This is a genomic window from Pseudobutyrivibrio xylanivorans, from assembly GCF_008935055.1.
In the GTDB taxonomy this organism is placed as follows: Bacteria; Bacillota; Clostridia; order Lachnospirales; family Lachnospiraceae; genus Pseudobutyrivibrio; species Pseudobutyrivibrio xylanivorans_A.
In genome coordinates this window covers 1,879,914-1,898,796 of the sequence record NZ_CP043028.1, presented here as the reverse complement: position 1 = coordinate 1,898,796, position 18,883 = coordinate 1,879,914, and the positions used below count along the sequence as shown (strand labels likewise).

20 protein-coding genes are annotated in these 18,883 nt (G+C 36.0%); all 20 read left to right on the top strand.

The genetic code is table 11. From position 1 onward, the window contains the following. Window positions 1-582: 582 nt before the first annotated feature. The 20 genes from ltrA (at window position 583) to FXF36_RS08585 (ending at window position 18,796) form a co-directional block, all read left to right on the top strand. Entirely contained in the window at window positions 583-1,866 is a 1,284-nt protein-coding gene (gene ltrA / locus FXF36_RS08670) for a group II intron reverse transcriptase/maturase (RefSeq protein WP_151623379.1), read from the top strand. A gap of 244 nt (window positions 1,867-2,110) precedes the next feature. Next, window positions 2,111-3,691 (top strand): helix-turn-helix domain-containing protein, encoded by a 1,581-nt coding sequence (locus FXF36_RS08665; protein ID WP_151623378.1) that lies wholly within the window; start codon window positions 2,111-2,113, stop codon window positions 3,689-3,691. A 16-nt stretch (window positions 3,692-3,707) separates the two neighbouring features. Then, window positions 3,708-5,222: an HRDC domain-containing protein gene (locus FXF36_RS08660; protein ID WP_151623377.1), complete on the top strand. Its 1,515-nt coding sequence runs from the start codon at window positions 3,708-3,710 to the stop codon at window positions 5,220-5,222. An 83-nt stretch (window positions 5,223-5,305) separates the two neighbouring features. Then, complete coding sequence (locus FXF36_RS08655; protein ID WP_151623376.1) at window positions 5,306-5,698, top strand: CdiA C-terminal domain-containing protein; 393 nt, start codon at window positions 5,306-5,308, stop codon at window positions 5,696-5,698. 665 nt (window positions 5,699-6,363) lie between these two features. Next, window positions 6,364-7,566, top strand: a complete 1,203-nt coding sequence (locus FXF36_RS08650) for an IS110 family RNA-guided transposase (RefSeq protein ID WP_151622368.1) — start codon at window positions 6,364-6,366, stop codon at window positions 7,564-7,566. Window positions 7,567-7,786: 220 nt separating this feature from the next. Then, on the top strand, window positions 7,787-8,683 hold the full coding sequence (locus FXF36_RS08645) for a Fic family protein (protein ID WP_151625735.1): 897 nt from the start codon (window positions 7,787-7,789) through the stop codon (window positions 8,681-8,683). A gap of 81 nt (window positions 8,684-8,764) precedes the next feature. After that, window positions 8,765-9,985, top strand: coding sequence for a S41 family peptidase (locus tag FXF36_RS08640; RefSeq protein ID WP_151623375.1), 1,221 nt, complete (start codon window positions 8,765-8,767; stop codon window positions 9,983-9,985). Window positions 9,986-10,053: 68 nt separating this feature from the next. After that, window positions 10,054-11,403 (top strand): hypothetical protein, encoded by a 1,350-nt coding sequence (locus FXF36_RS08635; RefSeq protein WP_151623374.1) that lies wholly within the window; start codon window positions 10,054-10,056, stop codon window positions 11,401-11,403. Further along, window positions 11,400-11,570: a hypothetical protein gene (locus tag FXF36_RS16310; RefSeq protein ID WP_167511336.1), complete on the top strand. Its 171-nt coding sequence runs from the start codon at window positions 11,400-11,402 to the stop codon at window positions 11,568-11,570. Before FXF36_RS08635 ends, FXF36_RS16310 begins: the two co-directional genes overlap by 4 nt. Next, on the top strand, window positions 11,567-12,400 hold the full coding sequence (locus FXF36_RS08630; protein WP_151623373.1) for an LD-carboxypeptidase: 834 nt from the start codon (window positions 11,567-11,569) through the stop codon (window positions 12,398-12,400). Before FXF36_RS16310 ends, FXF36_RS08630 begins: the two co-directional genes overlap by 4 nt. Before the next feature lie 107 nt (window positions 12,401-12,507). Continuing rightward, window positions 12,508-13,128: a YczE/YyaS/YitT family protein gene (locus FXF36_RS08625; protein WP_243143483.1), complete on the top strand. Its 621-nt coding sequence runs from the start codon at window positions 12,508-12,510 to the stop codon at window positions 13,126-13,128. 138 nt (window positions 13,129-13,266) lie between these two features. Further along, complete coding sequence (locus FXF36_RS08620) at window positions 13,267-13,548, top strand: putative signal transducing protein (RefSeq protein WP_151623372.1); 282 nt, start codon at window positions 13,267-13,269, stop codon at window positions 13,546-13,548. A gap of 16 nt (window positions 13,549-13,564) precedes the next feature. Continuing rightward, window positions 13,565-13,777, top strand: a complete 213-nt coding sequence (locus tag FXF36_RS16610; RefSeq protein WP_243143482.1) for a hypothetical protein — start codon at window positions 13,565-13,567, stop codon at window positions 13,775-13,777. Window positions 13,778-13,789: 12 nt separating this feature from the next. Continuing rightward, a complete protein-coding gene (locus FXF36_RS16605) occupies window positions 13,790-14,116 on the top strand; it encodes a GNAT family N-acetyltransferase (RefSeq protein ID WP_243143481.1) in 327 nt (108 codons plus the stop codon). A 48-nt stretch (window positions 14,117-14,164) separates the two neighbouring features. Continuing rightward, the gene (locus tag FXF36_RS08610; RefSeq protein ID WP_151623371.1) at window positions 14,165-14,992 is read left to right on the top strand and encodes an alpha/beta fold hydrolase; all 828 of its coding nucleotides are present in this window, start codon (window positions 14,165-14,167) and stop codon (window positions 14,990-14,992) included. Then, window positions 14,993-15,466, top strand: a complete 474-nt coding sequence (gene ybaK, locus FXF36_RS08605; RefSeq protein WP_151623370.1) for a Cys-tRNA(Pro) deacylase — start codon at window positions 14,993-14,995, stop codon at window positions 15,464-15,466. It begins immediately after the preceding gene. Window positions 15,467-15,546: 80 nt separating this feature from the next. Next, entirely contained in the window at window positions 15,547-15,756 is a 210-nt protein-coding gene (locus FXF36_RS08600) for a hypothetical protein (protein WP_151623369.1), read from the top strand. Between the two features lie 179 nt (window positions 15,757-15,935). Continuing rightward, window positions 15,936-16,580 carry a MerR family transcriptional regulator gene (locus tag FXF36_RS08595; RefSeq protein WP_151623368.1) on the top strand — a complete coding sequence of 215 codons (645 nt, stop codon included), beginning with the start codon at window positions 15,936-15,938 and terminating at the stop codon, window positions 16,578-16,580. Then, entirely contained in the window at window positions 16,561-16,875 is a 315-nt protein-coding gene (locus FXF36_RS08590; RefSeq protein WP_151623367.1) for a YbjQ family protein, read from the top strand. Before FXF36_RS08595 ends, FXF36_RS08590 begins: the two co-directional genes overlap by 20 nt. 73 nt (window positions 16,876-16,948) lie before the next feature. Beyond that, window positions 16,949-18,796 carry an ATP-dependent helicase gene (locus FXF36_RS08585; RefSeq protein WP_151623366.1) on the top strand — a complete coding sequence of 616 codons (1,848 nt, stop codon included), beginning with the start codon at window positions 16,949-16,951 and terminating at the stop codon, window positions 18,794-18,796. Window positions 18,797-18,883: the final 87 nt, after the last annotated feature.

Genomic DNA, 18,883 nt, shown 5'->3' with positions numbered 1-18,883 from the left:
AAATGAAAAAATCAATTAAGAATATTAATTGAACAGCCCAACCCAAATTTTAAAATTATGCCCTTCGAGGATTTCCTCGGAGGGCTTTTTGTAGTTTGCGCGCCATGGGCGCGCTCTAACGGGTGTAAGTCCCAAACACGCCCAGATAGTGGGAAGTGTATAGCCGAACAGCAAGGGTGTCCATCGTGAGGTGGAATCTGAAGGAAGCTGTAAGCAAATCTCTGGTCCGACGAACAGGAATCACATACAAGGCTAGGCTACGAGAGACAAGTTGGCTATAAGCAACGAAGTCCAATAACTATCACATTTGTAGTAGCAGAGTAAATGTGGCGGATATATGGAGAGAAAGAGCGTGCACCTTAAGCGTGGAGGTCTCACAGAGGTTCCATTAGCCTAGTAACAACGAACTGTGAGAAGTCAGCCGAGCCCATAGTAGCGAAGAAGTCTCTGTAATGGAGATGGAGCAAAGGGGTGAACAATCAACAAGTTTGAGTATGTCTCGCGTTGCAGAGATGACAACATCTGCCGTAACCAATCGGGAAAAGGGTGGTCAAATCAAGCGAGGCGGAAAGGAAAGAACGCATGGACACAAGTAGTCTAATGGAGCAGATACTATCTAGTGATAATCTCAATAGAGCATATCTGCAAGTCGTACGAAACAAAGGTGCAGAGGGAGTGGACGGAATGAAGTACACAGAACTCAAAGAACATCTTGAAAAGAACGGCGATATCATCAAGGAACAGTTGAGGTCAAGAAAGTATAAACCTCAGCCAGTACGAAGAGTGGAGATACCAAAACCTGATGGTGGTGTCAGAAACCTAGGAGTACCAACAGTAACAGACAGATTTATACAACAAGCCATAGCACAGGTCTTAACACCAATCTATGAGAAGCAATTCCATGACCACAGTTACGGATTCAGACCTAATAGATGTGCACAGCAAGCAATCCTAACAGCACTCAATATGATGAATGATGGTAATGACTGGATTGTAGACATTGACTTGGAAAAGTTCTTTGACACAGTTAATCACGACAAACTTATGACTATCATAGGTAGAACTATAAAAGATGGAGATGTTATATCTATCGTAAGAAAATATCTAGTCAGTGGAATCATGATTGATGATGAGTATGAGGACTCCATTGTGGGGACACCACAAGGAGGAAATCTCTCGCCATTATTGGCAAACATCATGCTAAATGAACTTGATAAGGAAATGGAAAAGCGAGGGCTTAACTTTGTAAGATACGCAGATGATTGTATCATCATGGTTGGTAGTGAAATGTCTGCAAATAGAGTCATGAGAAATATCTCTCGATTCATTGAAGAGAAACTGGGGCTCAAGGTCAACATGACCAAGAGCAAAGTAGACAGACCAAGTGGATTAAAATATCTTGGATTCGGATTCTACTTTGATTCAAGGGCACATCAGTTTAAGGCAAAGCCGCATGCAAAATCAGTAGCAAAGTTTAAGAAGAGAATGAAAGAACTCACTAGCCGTAGTTGGGGCGTTAGCAACAGTTACAAGGTGGAAAAGCTCAATCAGCTCATCAGAGGTTGGATAAACTACTTCAAGATAGGTAGTATGAAAACACTTTGCAAGGAAATGGACTCAAGAATTCGTTTTAGATTGCGTATGTGTATTTGGAAACATTGGAAAACTCCACAGAATCGTATAAAGAATTTGATGAAGCTTGGAGTTGATAAAGACACGGCTTGGATTACAGCCTATACGGGCAAGAGGATAGCCTACGTATGCCAACTAAGAGTAATGAACTTTGCGATAAATAAAGAAAGACTAACTCGCTTTGGATTAGTCTCAATGTTAGATTACTACACCGAAAGATGTGTTACTTGTTAAGTTGATTGAACCGCCGTATACGGAACCGTACGTACGGTGGTGTGAGAGGTCGGGAAAATTTATTTAATTTTCCCTCCTACTCGATTATTTGAAAAATGTTTAGTAAAATGTAGAATTATATTACGAAATAGTGAATTCAAATTATCTTTGAGAAAAATCAAGTGTTGTTTGATGTATTAAAAACATAGCCTAAAGTATCATTAAATCATCAATAAACAACAATGATTTTTGGAGGTAAATAACCATGAAACAAAATAATATATCATCTTTTTTAGGAGAGCAGTGTAGAAAGTATCGTAAGATTCTTGGGATTACACAGGAAGAACTTGCAGAGAAAATGAATACCACACCGCAGACAATTAGTAACTATGAGCGTATGGGCATAAAAGATGTAGATGTTGAAAAAGAAATTTCTACAATACTAGGTGTAAATTTACGTGAAGAGACTGAAGATAATGAAGGAACTCCTGGAGAGCTAGGCAAAGAAATTCTTTTCTACTTGATGGAGCATAACGGTAACTGTTTAATAGTTGAGCTATTAAAAGATGATGTTTTGTACGGTATAACAAAGGAACGATTAGATCATGAAATAGAAAAAATTGCAAAGCTAGATTTATGTTGTAGAGATAATTTTAAAACTGATTCTAGCAGCGGAGAATGCATTATTGGATATACCGAAGGAGTGTTTAAAGGAAATAAATTTGATAGATTATTTATTACAGCAAAGGGAATAGTAACAATAAAGAATTTGGCTACAAATACATATCAAGTAGAAAGAATAAATAAATGCATCAATGATGTAAAGTCATACGAAATGCTTTTGGCTTCAAGAACCCATGGCGATAAAGTGAAAAAAGTCCCTGTAGCAAAAGATATGGAAGAATTTCTGGAATTACGTCCTTGGTATAGATTAATTAATGGATTGACAAGAAGTGGAGTATGTAATTATAAAGCAGACTATATAAAATACCTATATACTAATTGGATGAATAAATTTGAATTTGCAGATCCATGGTTATGTCCTGGTTTTTCAACAGAAGAAATAGATGTCCTAATTTCTGGTAAGAATTTTTATTACGATTTAATGTACAGAATGGCTTTTGGCTTTACTAACAAATATAGACTTGAAAATCATATAGTTCGAGATGCAGGTCGTAAGAGTGTATCATATGAGACTGCATGTTACTTTTATGATGAAGAAATAGCAGAACGGAATGGAGATTATAAAAGAAGCCGTTTAGAATGGTTCAAAGCAAATGAATGGGTACTGGTTGCTGATGAAGAAGAATATTTTGAAAGTTTACAGGATGATTATTTTGATGAAATGATGCGTGAATGTGAGAATGATGAACTAGTATTTTTTACAAACGATGCGTTGAGTTCAAATTCTATAATAGGTAAACTGGACCAAAAAAAGAGATTAAGTAGTATCTATAGAGAAAATGTAAGTGATGAGTTTGTTGATGAAGTCATGGAAAATATGTCGTTATTCTACGTATTACCTAAAGAACCCAAAGTAGGGGCAGAGAAGATTAATATTGTTGATGAAAAACTATTGGTTGAGGAATTAAGAAAAAATGTCCCTAACATAGAAGAATATCCTGACAATGTTTTAAAGTGGTTTACTAAGGATCAAATTGAAAGTTTTATCAGAGAAAACTACAAAAAGCCAGAGTATTATAATGAGTTAATAATTCAAGAACAGTTAAATGAAATTGAAAAGCTTATTCCCGAAGCAAAAGAGGAATACTATCGTTTTCCTAAAAGCTGGGAAGAGAATGGGCTTGCTGATTTAGTTCGTGAGGTTTGTTGCTTAAATATGTAATTACAAGGGGTACAAAATGGAATCATATGAATATAATGGTGAAAAATATTATTTCAAAAAAGGAAAGTGGCTGAAGTCTGATTATACTGTGGCACCAATCTCGATTGTTAATTCGCTGAATAAGTTATTAATGGAAAATGAAGATTTTGAAACAGAAACTGTGGATGAGATAATTAAATTGCTAGACGGTGCTAAAATGTCTGGGAATACAGGGTTTGCTTTAAAACTAGCTGAAGAGTCACTGGAAAAGGCAACGCTTTCAGAAGCAAGAGCATTGTTGCCAAGAATTACATCATTGTATCGGATAAAAAATAGACCCGAGCGAGCTGTGGAGCTAGGTGAACACTATATAAGAGTATATGAAAGTAAAATATGGTCTCCATCTTTGTTTACTTCTCTTGCAGCTGCTTATTGCGACTTAAATAAATTGGAAGAAGCTAGAAAGTATGCAAATAGGGCAAGGGCAATATCTGGAAATAATAGTACTATAGAATTGATGAGTGTATATTCTAGGTTAAAGAAACTTGAAGAAGAAAGTCCAAATATAGTACGACATGATAAAGTCGTTGAAAAAATAATAGAGTCAACAGAACCTAGCACTTCATTAAATGATATCGAAATGGAAAGTGTGGAGCAGCATTTTACTCAAACAAATGAAATAGACGATAAATCACTCTTTAATAAAGAGAGCGAGAATACTTTAATATATGAGGAAAAGGAAGAAATAAAACCACAGGTAGTTGAGAAAACGCTTAAGAAGAAAAAAACTTATGATGACTGGGTCGAAGAGTATCCAGACAGGGTAGTTATTAGAAAAGAAGGATTTTTTTATACAGTAAAAGATGAGTGCGCTACCGTAATTGCATCAATCCTGAGATACAATATTGGAGAGTATTATGGGCGATATATAACAGGATCTCCTTCTCTAGAAATAATGACTAATGAATTAAAGAATCATCATATAAGCTATGTGGCAATTGTAAGTGATGAAATAGTTGATGAAGAGGTATTTACGGATAATCAATTCTATGCTTGGGTGTCTGAAAAAGAACGACTAGTGTCTTTGGAACGAATCCGTGAAAGAAAAAAACGGAACATTACAAAACTAGGTAAAGATGGTATTGAAGATATTCTTAATTTTATTGACGTACTGAATCAAGGAACAGACCCTATTACTGGAGAAATTTATGACGAGGAACATTTTCTAAATACTCCGGAAATGAAGGTTATATTGGAAATAGCAAAAAAGAGACTTCAAAGTAAAATATCAATAGAGGAAAGAAAAGCATCTGAAGATGACTTAAATCAAGATGAGCATCTGATATTTTGTAAACTTAAGGGATGTCGTATGGATATAGCTAGGGAATATGGAGTCCCACCATACACAATCTGCCATGATAGTACTTTGGCTGAGTTAAGCAAGGTGAGACCTAAGGATATAGATGAAATGCTATTGGTTCCAGGCGTGGGGGAGAAGGCTATTGAAAAATATGGAGAAGCATTTTTGAAGATCATAAACGAAGCGGAGTAGAAGACATAAATTTCGTACTTGATTTTTCCATCTAAAATTTGTAAACTAATTTAACATTATTAGAGTGGAGAGCAAGTAATAGTATGTCAAATAAGGGCAGAATAGATATATCAGCTTTAAGTACACCGCCTGAAAAACATGAATTTGAGATGGCGAAATTCTTCGCAGAGTTAGGAAAGAATATTACATTCATTGAGCCAAGTAGAATTCCTGGGACACACACTCCAGATATAAGAATGGATGGTGTAGAATGGGAAATGAAATGTCCGTTTGGTAATGGTAAGAGGACTATCGAGGACAATTTCAGAAAGGCAGTACAGCAGTCAAAGTACATTATTTTTGATTTAAGACATACCAAGATACCAGAGAAGCAATGTATAACGCAGTTGGAAAAAGAGTTTTATGCGCGTCCATATTTAAAAAAGTTACATGTTATCAGAAAGAATGGTGATCTTTTGACATATCCACCCAAATAGTGAAAGTTGACAATTTCAGAATTCGTGTTATTATTTAAGTAAGATAGGACTCGACCCATCGCTGGATTTAGCGAAGGGCCCAGAGTCTTTTTCTTATATATGAGACTTTTTATCTTGCTCTGGTACCATTCTGGTACCAAAAATTTAAAAAACAGCAAATAATGATGCGAATATAGATAATCACATCAAAAGAAACACTGTAAAATCAACGATTGTAAATACGATAAACGTAAGTATGAATCGTGAGGGTGGTAGAACAGTAGGTTCTGGTCGTGTTGCTACAATCATCGAATAATCGAGAGCGAACAGCCCAACCCAAATTATAAAATTATGCCCTTCGAGGATTTGATATGTACCCCTTTCTCTGGTTGTCCAGAAAAAGGGGTACATATCATTTCCTCGGAGGGCTTTTAGTACCATAAAAGTGTAGTAGTTAGAGAGTAATTAACTCTAACTTCTGCACTTATTTTTTTATAATAAGGGGAGTAATTGGTCTGACGTGGGGCTTTTTGGATTAATCATCCGCAATAAAAACCGTTAACCAACCCCTTATTATAAGCATTCGATTAGGCAGGTAGGGAGCGACACCCGCGTAACCAACTAAACTGAATGGTAATAAGTGCGGTTGGAACAATTACTAAATTTTATGTAGAGGGAGGTTTAGAATGATAAGCGTAGGTGTTGATGTTTCTAAAGGTAAAAGTACTGTATGCGTTATGAAGCCATACGGAGAAATTGTATTAAAACCGTTTGAAGTACAGCATACAGAAAGTGAGCTCAGCGAACTTGAGAAGATGTTAAGGAAGCTGGATGGCGAAGTAAGATTGGTTATGGAAGCCACAGGTGTATACCATTTGCCATTGCTAACTTTTTTTCTTGAGCGTGGGTATTTTGTGTCGGTAATAAATCCATATGCCATGAGAAAATATGCTAAAGATAACAGCATTCGTGGCGCTAAAACAGACAAATTGGACTCAATTGTCATAGCAAACTATGGTATTGAAAAATGGTATAAGCTTCAAAACTATGACAAAGATGAGGCTATATATGCTGAGCTTAAGTTGCTTGGGAGACGTTACAGATTCTATATGGAACTACACATTAAAGCGCTTCAAGAATTAACTCATATGTTAGATTACACAATGCCAGGCTTAAAAACTAAATTTAATAGTTGGGATGAAAAGAATAATAAAGATAAACTTAGTGATTTTGTAGAACGCTTCTGGCATTATGACCTGATTATCGGAATGAGTCGTGATGATTTTGTGGTGGCCTATTGTGAGTGGGCTAAAGAAAAGAAATACCAAAAGAGCCAATCAAAAGCTGAAGAAATATATGAATTGGCATCTAATGGTATTCCTACGTTATCTTCAAGTACTCCATCTACAAAAATGTTAGTACAAGAAGCTATATCTGTGTTGAGAGCAATTGATGATACCCTCAATACAATTCTAACACGAATGAAGGAACTTGCTAAGAGTTTACCTGAATATTCTACTGTTAGAGCAATGGGTGGGGTTGGTGATGTATTGGCACCTAAGTTGATTGCTGAAATTGGAGATATAAGAAAACTTCATAGCGCAAAAGCACTTATTGCTGTTGCGGGAATAGATCCTCCTCCATATGAATCAGGACAATTTGTAGGTTCAAACCGGCGCATAACGAAAAGAGGTTCATCAACGCTACGAAAAGTAGGGTATGAAGTTATGCGAGTGTTGAAGAGTCACCCTGAACCAGAGGATAATGCTGTATACAATTACATCCTGAAAAAGGAAGCTGAAGGTAAAACAAAGAAACATGCAAAAATAGCAGGTTTAAACAAGTTTTTAAGGATATATTATGCAAGAGTAAGTGAAGTGTATAAATAGAAAAATATAGTTAAAGGCTGGTCTACCGCCAGCCTTATTGTGATGCAATTAATTATTTAAAAAGTATATTTGAAATTCATGCTTGATTTTTGTTAGCAGGTTTTTATATCCAAAAATATAACGGCAAAATAAAACGAGATTACTATAGTGTATAATGATGTTTTATATTGCCGAATATGATATAATATTATCGAATATATTTGTTGGAAAGGGTGTAAATATGCAATATATTGGTGTAAGTGCTGCGGCAAAAAAGTGGAATATCTCTGAACGAAGTGTAAGAAATTATTGCCAGAATGGAAGAGTTCCTGGCGCTGTACAGGATAAATCTGCATGGTTAATCCCGATTGATGCTCAAAAGCCCGCTAGAAAACAGCGCAGTGGGAAGATTCCGACTGATGTATTATCTCGTTTGAAGATGGAGAAAGATGCGGGTATTAATGGCGGATTGTATCATAAGATTCAAATAGATATGACATACAATTCAAACCATATAGAGGGCAGTAGGCTTACTCATGATCAAACCAGATACATATTTGAGACTAATACCATAGGTATTGAAGAGAGTTCGGTTAATGTTGATGATATTGTAGAGACTGTTAACCACTTTAGATGTATAGATTTATTAATAGACCAAGCGAATTATAAGCTTAGCGAAGCATTTATAAAGCAGCTACATTTTGTTCTAAAAACAGGAACTTCTGATAGTAGGAAAAATTGGTTTAATGTAGGTGATTATAAAAGACTTGAAAATGAAGTTGGTGGGATGCCTACTACGCTTCCCACGAAAGTAGCAGGAGAAATTAAAACACTCTTGAAGGACTATAATTCGATAAATACAAAGACTCTTGATGATATAATTGATTTTCATTATAGATTTGAAAAAATACATCCATTCCAAGATGGAAATGGTCGTGTAGGTAGGCTTATTATGTTTAAGGAATGCCTAAGAAATGATATCACCCCCTTTATTGTTTATGACGATTTGAAGGAGTTCTATTATAGAGGACTAAAGGAATGGAATCATGAAAAAGGCTATCTAAGGGATACCATTTTGACATGTCAGGATAGATTTAAAGTATATCTCGATTATTACGGAATCCAGTATAATGATTGATACTAAACAAAAAGTTTTATTTATGATGGTGATATTGGCAGAGGTAGAAGCTGAAGATTTTGATTTTAACTGGGGGCGTTAATGTTTAAAAATCGACTAAAAAATGATAAAGGTAGAAAATTATGTTTTTCATATAAAGTCCTTAGTTTTTATGTAGCAATAATAACACTTTCTGTTTTCATAACAGCATGTGTTGAAAGAACAAATAAATATGCAGAAGACTATGAATATGTATGGAATTTATTAGAATCAAATTATCCATATTTTAGCTATATAGAAAATGAAGGCATAGATATTGAGGATGTAAAAGAAAGATATAGAGACGAAGTTATTAACATTGAAGATGAAGAAAGCTTTGCAGAAGTACTCTCAAGAATGTTTGATGAGCTTGGTGGATTAGATCATTTATCAGTTGTAGATAACTATATTTACATAGGGTATTGGTCTGTACTTAACAGCGGTGGATTTGGAAATGAAAGGATAGATACTGCTTTCAGGAAGAGGTTAACCAGTAAAAAATTGGCGCCAAGGTATAGTTTGCAGAATAGCAAGGAACTTGATGTTAATTGGGAAGACATGTATCCACAAGTGGAAATACAGTACATAGAAGATATCAACACCTTGCTTCTTAAAATTCCGTCTTTTTCCCAAGATTTAATAGATAGAGATAAGGATGTACTGGTAAAAGCATTTGCTGATTACCCCAAAACAGAAAATGTTATTTTTGATATTTCGGGTAATTCTGGTGGTAGTGATAAATATTGGATTGAAAATCTAGTTGAACCTTTCGGTGGAAGCTACGAACAAAAATCAATTTTATATTTTAAGGAATCAGATTTAACAGAAGAGTATTTGGGAAATGATATGCTTAGTGATATAGCATCATTAGAAAATGTTCCTAAATGTGTGCTTGAGCTTAATTTAGATAAGTATATAGATAATAGACTGTCTGTTAGTGGAGAAACAAAAATAAAATCAAACTGTAAGGATATAAAGAAATGGGTGTTAATTTCAGGAAATACATATTCTTCGGCAGATAGCTTTGCCAAGTTTTGCAAAGATACAAATTGGGCTTGTTTAGTTGGTGATAGTACAGGAGGAGCAGGGGGAGGAATAACTCCAGTGCTTGAATTATTGCCAAATTCGGGATTACTGGTTAGATTTGCCATTGATGTAGTTATTGATGATGATAAGCTTAACGTAGTAGAAGGAACTAGTCCTGATATACAGTGCATAAAAAATGAAACGACTTTAGATAAATGCATTGAACAAATAAGGCAAGATAGCCAAGCTGGACTTTAGAAACACTTTTGGAGTTTTGTTTTTTGAATTGAAAATTAAGAAAATAACATCATAAAGGAGATATTTACTTGCGTAGAAAATACTTAATAATAATCCCTCTTATACTATTAGTGTGCATTGCTGGAGTACTTATATTTTTAAAATCAAGAATAACATTTTACGAGGACTCATACAAAAGAAATTATACCTATTCGGGAGTATTCGACACTATTACAGCAGACTACAATGGTTGTAAATATAATTTTGAAAGCAACATAGTAGATGAGAAGGAAGCAGCTTCACTGGTAAAAGCTTTTGATAAGCCAAGAAAGCAGATTATAAAATCATCAGATAAGGTGACTCAAGAAAAATTAAACATTTATGTGGTGGCTGATGACAGAATAGTAGGACCAGTTGTAGAGGCTGACGCCCTATTTCTACCGAAAAAATATCTTTATGAATATGATTATAGATATTGGATTGTTCAGCTGATGCTGAAAAAAGGCCAATGCAAAGAGTCCTTTGAAGAATATAAGAATATTTTCAATGTGGAATCTGCTGAACAACCAGTGATTTTTTCGACTACAGGATTTAGTGAAGAACAACTGGAAACTGTAGATGAAACCGAACTGTTCATAGATGGTGATAATAATTGTATATTTAAAACTGATGGGTCTGAATTTATTATAAATAGTAATCTAATAGATGATAGTACCTATGAAAAAATAATAGACATCATCAAAGTCGAATCTATCACAAAAGAAAATCTGAAACAGCTTTTAGAAGATATAAATATTGACCAGTCTATGTATGGTGGAAATGTTGATGATATTACCTATCATATAGAAAATAAAGGTGGAAGAAGTTATACAAGCATAGATTCAGACGGGAAAATAGATATCACATTAAATAATTTGACGGAACGCACACTAGAACATGAATTGATGCATGGCTTTTTTGTAGATTATACTGATTTAAATAAGTATTGGATTGAAGAAGGCTTTTGTGAATATGTAGCGTATATTTTATACCCAGAAACTAAATTGGTTGAGGGTATAAGTAAAATGTCGGTTGATGATTCATATGAAGATGGTGATTTTAAGCGTTACCTACAATCTAAAAATTACGATGATAATGATATAGGAAGAATGTATTTTGATTATGTTGTAAATCGTCTGTATCAAGGTAAAGATGTTTCGGATTATCCTAAGTTAAAGGAAAAGGTGGCAACAAACTTTGGACCAAACGAACAATCAAAATATTATGGTTTAGATCTATCATACACAGAAGCCATGAGTTTTACTGCTTATTTGATAGAATTGAAGGGTCTTGATGGCTTATTTTATTTCATGGCTTCTGAAAAGTCATATGAGGAGTTTTATGGAAAATCTTACTATATACTAGAAAAAGAATGGAAAAAAAGTATAGGTGAAAATTGAAAAACGTAGTTTTTTACAGGAGTTTTGTTAAACTTGGCGTTTTTATAAATCAAGATAGTAGTGGTGTGCTTCAAGTTGTTTTGTTTTTGATAGTGCTATTTGCAGAGGTAGCTTGGCTAGAGATTGAACATATCATTATTAAAACTACTATAGGAGAAAAGGTATGAAGGTAGGGATATCAGCATGCTCTAATGGGCATAGCAGAGAGTGGATAAGTCAGGTAGAAGAATTAGTTGATGTATTAACCCCAATGGGCGTGGAAGCTACCTTAGCTGAGCACATCGAAGCCAAGCTTGATGAATTCAGCGGAACAGATAGGGAACGCGCCGATGATATAATGGCTTTGTATAAGGATGATTCCATTAGTGCGATTTACGATATTTCTGGTGGAGATTTAGCTAATGGTATTTTGAAATATCTGGATTTTGATGTAATAGCAAAGTCAAATAAAACCTTCTGGGGATATAGTGATTTAACAACTGTAATCAATGCTATTTATACTATGACAAGTAAGTCTTCTGTATTATATCAAGTAAAGAATATGGTCTATTCAGAGGCTGAGTTGCAGAAAAAAAGATTTAAAGCTTATTTGGATGGTAATGAATCAGAGCTTTTCAATATAGATTACAAGTTCCTTCAAGGTGATAAGATGGAAGGCATAGTGGTTGGTGGAAATATAAGATGTCTTCTTAAATTGGCAGGCACTAAGTATTGGCCAAATATGAATGGGAAGATTATTTTATTAGAATCATACGGAGGCGGCTCAGGCCAGATTGCTACATTACTTAATCAGCTAGATGATATGGGTGTATTTCAGCAAATAGCTGGAGTATTACTTGGAACATTTACAGCATATGAAAAATCGAATTTAGAATACTCAGTGTTTGATCTTCTAAAAATGCATATTAGTGATGAGTTACCGGTGGCTTGTACAAGGGAAATTGGTCATGGCCATGATTCAAAGGCAATATATATTGGTAAAGAGATGACATTTTAGATTATTATGCTATAATCCTCGGGGGGAAAATAAAATCGAGGTAGATTAAATTGTTTCAAAGAAATAAAGACAATGATACACCAAAAAAGATAGTATTAAACATACTTATGGCAGCAGTTAGCCTTTTTGTAAACGGATTTGGTGTATATCTTACTATTCAGGCGAATATCGGCGCATCACCTTGGGATGTGCTTAATCTTGGTTTATCTAATACCTTTGGAATCCTTTACGGCACAGCAGCTATCATAGTATCTTTTTCGATTCTCGGAATAGATATTTTAATGAAAGAGCCTATCGGAATCGCTATGATAATAGATTCTATTGTAGTAGGTAAAACTGTAGATCTTTTTAATAGAATAAATTTAGTTGAAAAGTGTGATTCAATTTTCTTGGCAATTCCAATGATGATTTTAGGGTTATTCATAATGGGTTATACACAGTTCACATACATGAGTGCATCCTTAGGATGTGGTCCACGTGACACTCTACTTATTGGATTAACAAGAAGAACTAAGCATGTATCTATTGGCTTAGTAAGCATCATGTTACTTGCCACAGCTACTGTAGTTGGTTGGCTACTTGGTGGATCTGTTGGAATAGGTACAATTATTTGTGCTTTTGGAATGGGACCAATTATGCAGTTCGCATTCTTTACTGTGAAGTTTAATGCCACGGAGATTAGGCATCAGACTATATTAGAATCATTTAGAGTGATTAAAAATAAGTAGATATTGAAAGCTTCGAGTTTTTCTCGGAGCTCTTTTTGTTTGCAAATCTATCTGGTATTGCTATAATTTGAGTAATTATTTAGTATACAATTTAAGAGGAGTGTCTCATATTCCTGCGGGAGTGAAAGGAGAAATGTTATGGTTACACTATTCAACAGAAAGAAGCTATACGAAGACTATTCATCTATGGAAATAGCAAGAATAACAGAGCTTCTAAAAGCTAATAGCATCAGTTATGAGACTAGAACAAAGAGGAATCAGTCAAATTTTGATATGGCATTGCATTCTTCTATGACAACTAGCATTGGTAATGGTGGTGCATATTCTGGTGGGCAGGCTATAGGGAACCTAACATTTCTTTATAGAGTTTACGTGAGCAGAGCTGATTACGAAAAGGCAAAGAAGCTTATAGAGGAGTAGCCCAAAGGAGGAGACCTTGATTACATACAGAGCGATTCAACTAAAAGATGGAAGAGAGTGCATTCTAAGAAATGGAGAGCCTGAGGATGCATTAGATTTTATGAAATATTTTACTGATTCTCACGGAGAGACAGAGTTTTTAACTACTTACCCAGATGAGACAGAGCACAATGAGCAGATGGTGGCTGCCCATCTACGAGGGAGAAAAGATAGCTCTCATGATATTTAAATAGTAGCCATAGTGGAAGGAAAGCTCATTGGCAGTGCTGGAATTGATATGATTCGTGACAGGGATAAGACCAGACACAGAGCCGAGTTTGGAATCACCGTAATGAAGGATTACTGGGAACTAGGAATTGGAAATGAGTTGACGGCAATGTGCATAGAAGCGGCAAAGGAAGCAGGATATCTTCAACTAGAATTAGATGTTGTAGCCGACAATGAGGCAGCGCAGAACCTATACAAAAAGCATGGTTTTATAGAATATGGTAGGAATCCAAGAGGCTTTAAAACAAGAGAAGGTAAGTGGCAGGAGCTGGTTTTAATGAGGTTGGAACTTGATAATTAACCTAATAGAAGTAGGTACACCAATGAGCAACTAGGATAGGGAGAAGCCATGACAGAAAAAATCTACAAAACACCAAAGGGAGATATCCACTACTGGATAAATACGGAAGGTACTAATCCACATTATCAGCTGGTTTTTTTACCAGGATTAACGGCTGCCCACAGATTATTTGAAAAGCAGCTTCAGGAGTTTGAGGGGAAGTATCCTGTATTTGTATGGGATGCACCTGGACATGACACATCATATCCTTTTGAGATGACATTCTCGCTGAAGGATAAAGCCGTATGGGTAGATGAAATCCTAAAGGAAAATGGTTTTGATAATCCAGTAATAATAGGTCAGTCTATGGGAGGATATCTGGGACAAATGTATGGGCAGCTTTTTCCCGAAAAGCTAAAGGGGTTCATCTCCGTAGATTCAGCACCACTTCAAATTCAGTATTATACAAAGCTTGAGCTATGGCTTCTTCATAGAATGGAGCCAGTGTATCGCTATTATCCATGGAAAACTTTGCTTAGACAGGGTACAGATTATGTAGCAACTTCCGAATATGGAAGAGCCCTCATGAAAGAATTTATGATGACCTATGATGGTGATAAGGAGAGATATGCTAAGCTTGCAGGTGGTGGCTATAAGCTTCTTGTGGAGGCAGTAGAAGAAGCGCTTCCGTATGAAATCAAGTGCAAGGCGCGTCTCATTTGTGGAACAAAGGACCACGCAGGCTCTTGTATAAGGTATAATAAAGCATGGCACAAGAATACGGGGCTTCCAATTCACTGGATAGAGGGAGCGGGGCATAATTCAAATACAGACAGGCCGGAGGAAATAAATGCAATCATAGCAGATTTCCTAAAGGAATTAGAAGGTAATAAGTAAATGAAAAGCAATGATAAAACAAATGTAATGCGAGTCTTAGACTCAAAGAAGATAAAGTATGAAAGTCACACCTATGAGGCAGATCCAACTCTTACAGGAGAGCAGATAGCTGGGATTTTAGGTGAGGATACAGAAAAGGTTTTCAAGACACTAGTGACACAGGGCAAGACAGGTGCCTACTATGTTTTTGTAGTTCCAGTAGAGGCGGAACTTGATTTAAAGAAGGCAGCCAAGGCAGCAGGCGAGAAATCTATCAGCATGATTAAGCAGAAGGACCTACTTGGACTTACAGGCTATGTGCATGGTGGCTGTTCACCAATAGGAATGAAGAAGCAGTTTCCAACCTTTATTCATGAAACAGCAGAAGCCTATGAAAAAGTATTTGTTAGCGCTGGAAAAGTGGGAGCTCAAATAGAATTAGCCCCAGCCGACTTGATAAAAATAGCAAACATTAAAGCGGCAGATATCATATAAAATCAGTGTGATACTTCTGTGACATATCTTTTTATATACTTTATTCAACAAATGACAAAGAGTTTGAGGAGGGAAAAGATATGGTAGTAGTATTCGCAGCAGCAGTTTTATTTGGTATTGAAATTACTAGCATCATACAACTTAGAAGAGAAGCAAAAGAATTGAAGCGTGAGATGGTATTGGAAAATCCAATTGGTGATGCTTACAGATACAGATTTGTAGAAGCAGATTATGAAAGAGTTCAGGATGAGCTTATCAAGTTTGCTGATGAATTAGCATATGCAATTTAATAGAAATAAAAGCACGAGGCTCCTGAATCATTTTATGAAGGCCTTGGTATGAAGACAAAAGAAAAAATAATGGAATATATTTTATAAAACTATTGACCTTCCACCTTGTGGAGGGTTTATATTCTAGATAAAGATAAGGCCAAATCTTTTGTGTTACAACCTTTAATGGGGGCGTTTTAATGAAAATCAACCAGGTAGAAGAGCTAGTTGGAATCACAAAAAAGAATATTCGTTTTTATGAGGACCAGGGGTTGGTTACTCCAAACAGAAATTTAGAAAACGGTTATCGAGATTATTCCCTGGAAGATGTAAAGGTGCTCAATCAGATTAAGCTTCTTAGAAGACTGGAGGTTCCAATCGAAGAAATCCGAAGGCTGCAAACAAAAGAGATTTCATTGGATGTATGTTTGCATGAGCAGATAAGAGAATTTTCTAAGCGGCAAAAGGATATGGACATTCTTTCTCAGCTTTGTCAGGAAATCATTGATTCATGTGATGAACTAGAGGATATGGATGTAGAAAAATATCTGGATGATATGAAACGCCTTGAGAGGGGAGGCGTAAGCTTTATGGATATCAATAAGGTTGATGTAAAAAAAGCAAAAAGAGGTCCCAAAATTGCAGCAGTAGCATTCATAATATTTATGATAGCCATGATTGCAGTGATGGTTTTGGGGAAGATGTCTGACCCAGAGACTCCAATGTTTTTCATAATTTTTATGATTGCTCTTTTTGTAGTGGCAATTATTGGAGTTTGTTTAGCATTATCACAAAGATTAAAAGAAATTGATGGAGGAGAACAAAATGAAGCTAATAAGTATTGAGAACATTCCTGGACAGAACTACGAGGTTATTGGTCTTGTAAAGGGGACTATCGTACAGTCAAAGAATATCGGTAGAGATTTCATGGCTGGCATGAAGACTATTGTAGGTGGCGAGCTTGCTGGTTACACGGAGATGCTTGTTGAGGCTAGACAGATTGCTACAAAACGAATGGTAGACGAGGCAGAGCAGCTTGGCGCAGATGCCATTATTGGAATTCGTTATTCTGGTTCTAGCGTAATGCAGGGGGCTGCTGAGGTTCTTGCCTATGGCACTGCAGTGAAGTTTATAGATTAACATGGTTCTTGAATTTTTACCCTTCCGCTTATATAGTGGAAGGGTAATTTTTTATAGAAAGACATTTATTGATATGACGGAAAAAGAATTTTTAGATAAATACGCATCGTCTCTAAACGTACAACAGCTGGAGGCCATTAAAACAATTGATGGACCGGTGCTTCTTTTAGCTGTGCCTGGAAGTGGAAAGACTACGGTGCTTGTGAACCGCCTGGGTTACATGATTTATTGCAAGGGTATTGCACCGGAAAATATCCTCACGCTTACATACACAGTAGCCGCTACGAAGGATATGTCCCAAAGATTTGAAAAGATTTTTGGTTCGGAGCTTTCAGACAGGCTTGAGTTTAGGACAATTAATGGTATATGTGCCAAGGTGATAGCTTACTATGGTCGCATGATTGGAAAATCGGCCTTTGAGTTGTGCTCAGATGAAAAGGATACAGGTCGTCTCCTTAGTAATATATATCTTCAGGTGATGAGGGACTACCCAACTGAGAGCGATATTAAAATGCTAAGAACGCAGATTACCTATTGCAAAAATATGTGCCTTCCAGCTGAGGACATAAAGAAGCTTGGTAAAGAGAATGACATAGATTTATTACGTATATACGATAAATACAATGCGGAGCTTAAAGCCCAGAGTCTAATGGACTACGATGATCAGATGGTTTATGCATATAAGATTCTGAAGGCTTCGCCGGTGGTTTTGAATTATTTTCAGAATCAGTATAAGTATATCTGTGTGGATGAGGCACAGGATACCTCAAAAATTCAGCATATGATTATTTCTCTGTTGGCAGGGAAGTCAGGAAATCTTTTCATGGTTGGAGATGAGGACCAGAGTATTTATGGATTTAGGGCAGCTTATCCAGAGGCACTTTTGAACTTTGAGGAGGAACATATTGGAGCTAAGGTTCTTGTTATGGACAAGAATTATCGTTCCAATGCAAATATTGTTCAGGCTGCAGATATTTTCATTCAGCATAATAAGGAAAGACACAAGAAGCATATATGTCCCACAAAGGCGGCCAATAGTAATCTAAATATAGTGAGCATAGAACGCGAGGCGCAATACGTATATCTGAAAAAAGTGGCGGAGCAGACAGCTACCAGAACCGCTGTATTATATAGAGATAATGAAAGTGTATTACCGCTGGTGGATATTCTAGAGAGAGAAAGAATTCCATATAATATCAAGAACATGGACATGACTTTCTTTAGCCATAGAGTGGTGCTTGATATTGTGAATATTCTTCGGTTTGCCTTTGTGCCAATGGATGAAGAGGTTTTCATGAAAATCTATTACAAGCTGCAGGCATATATCAGCAAAAGTGCTGCACTTGAAATGTGTATGCAGGCAGAGATTCATCATTCAGGAATACTAGAGGCAGCAGAACTGATTGATTTGAATCCTCATGTGCTTGGTAATTGCCGTTCGCTGAGAACCCATTTTAAGAACATGGCAAATGAATCACCTTACAAGGCTATAATAAGAATTACAGATTATATGGGCTATGGTGAGTATCTTGCAAACAATAATATTGATGACAATAAGATTTTCATCCTGAAAATGCTTGCAAAAAAAGAAAAAGATATTCCATCGTTTTTAAATAGATTGACAGAGCTCAGGCAGATTCTTTTGGAAAAGGAGCATGTGTTAGGTTGTAAATTTGTATTGTCTACTATTCATTCTAGCAAAGGTCTTGAGTATGACTCAGTATTTTTGATTGATTCCATAAATGGGGTATTTCCAAATAAGGTTGTGCGAAACATGGAAAAAGCCACGGCTCAGGAGAAGAAGGACTTTGAAGAAGAGCGAAGAATCTTTTATGTTGGAATCACCCGCGCAAAGGATAACCTGACTATTTTCAAGTATAAAAACAAGCCTTCTATCTTCATCAAGGAGCTTAATGCCTGATTTTTTACCTCTGATAAATAAAAATTTACCTCTTGTCCCAAATTGTTGTGTAGTAAAAAAAGATATGTAAAATATAAATCATAGGAG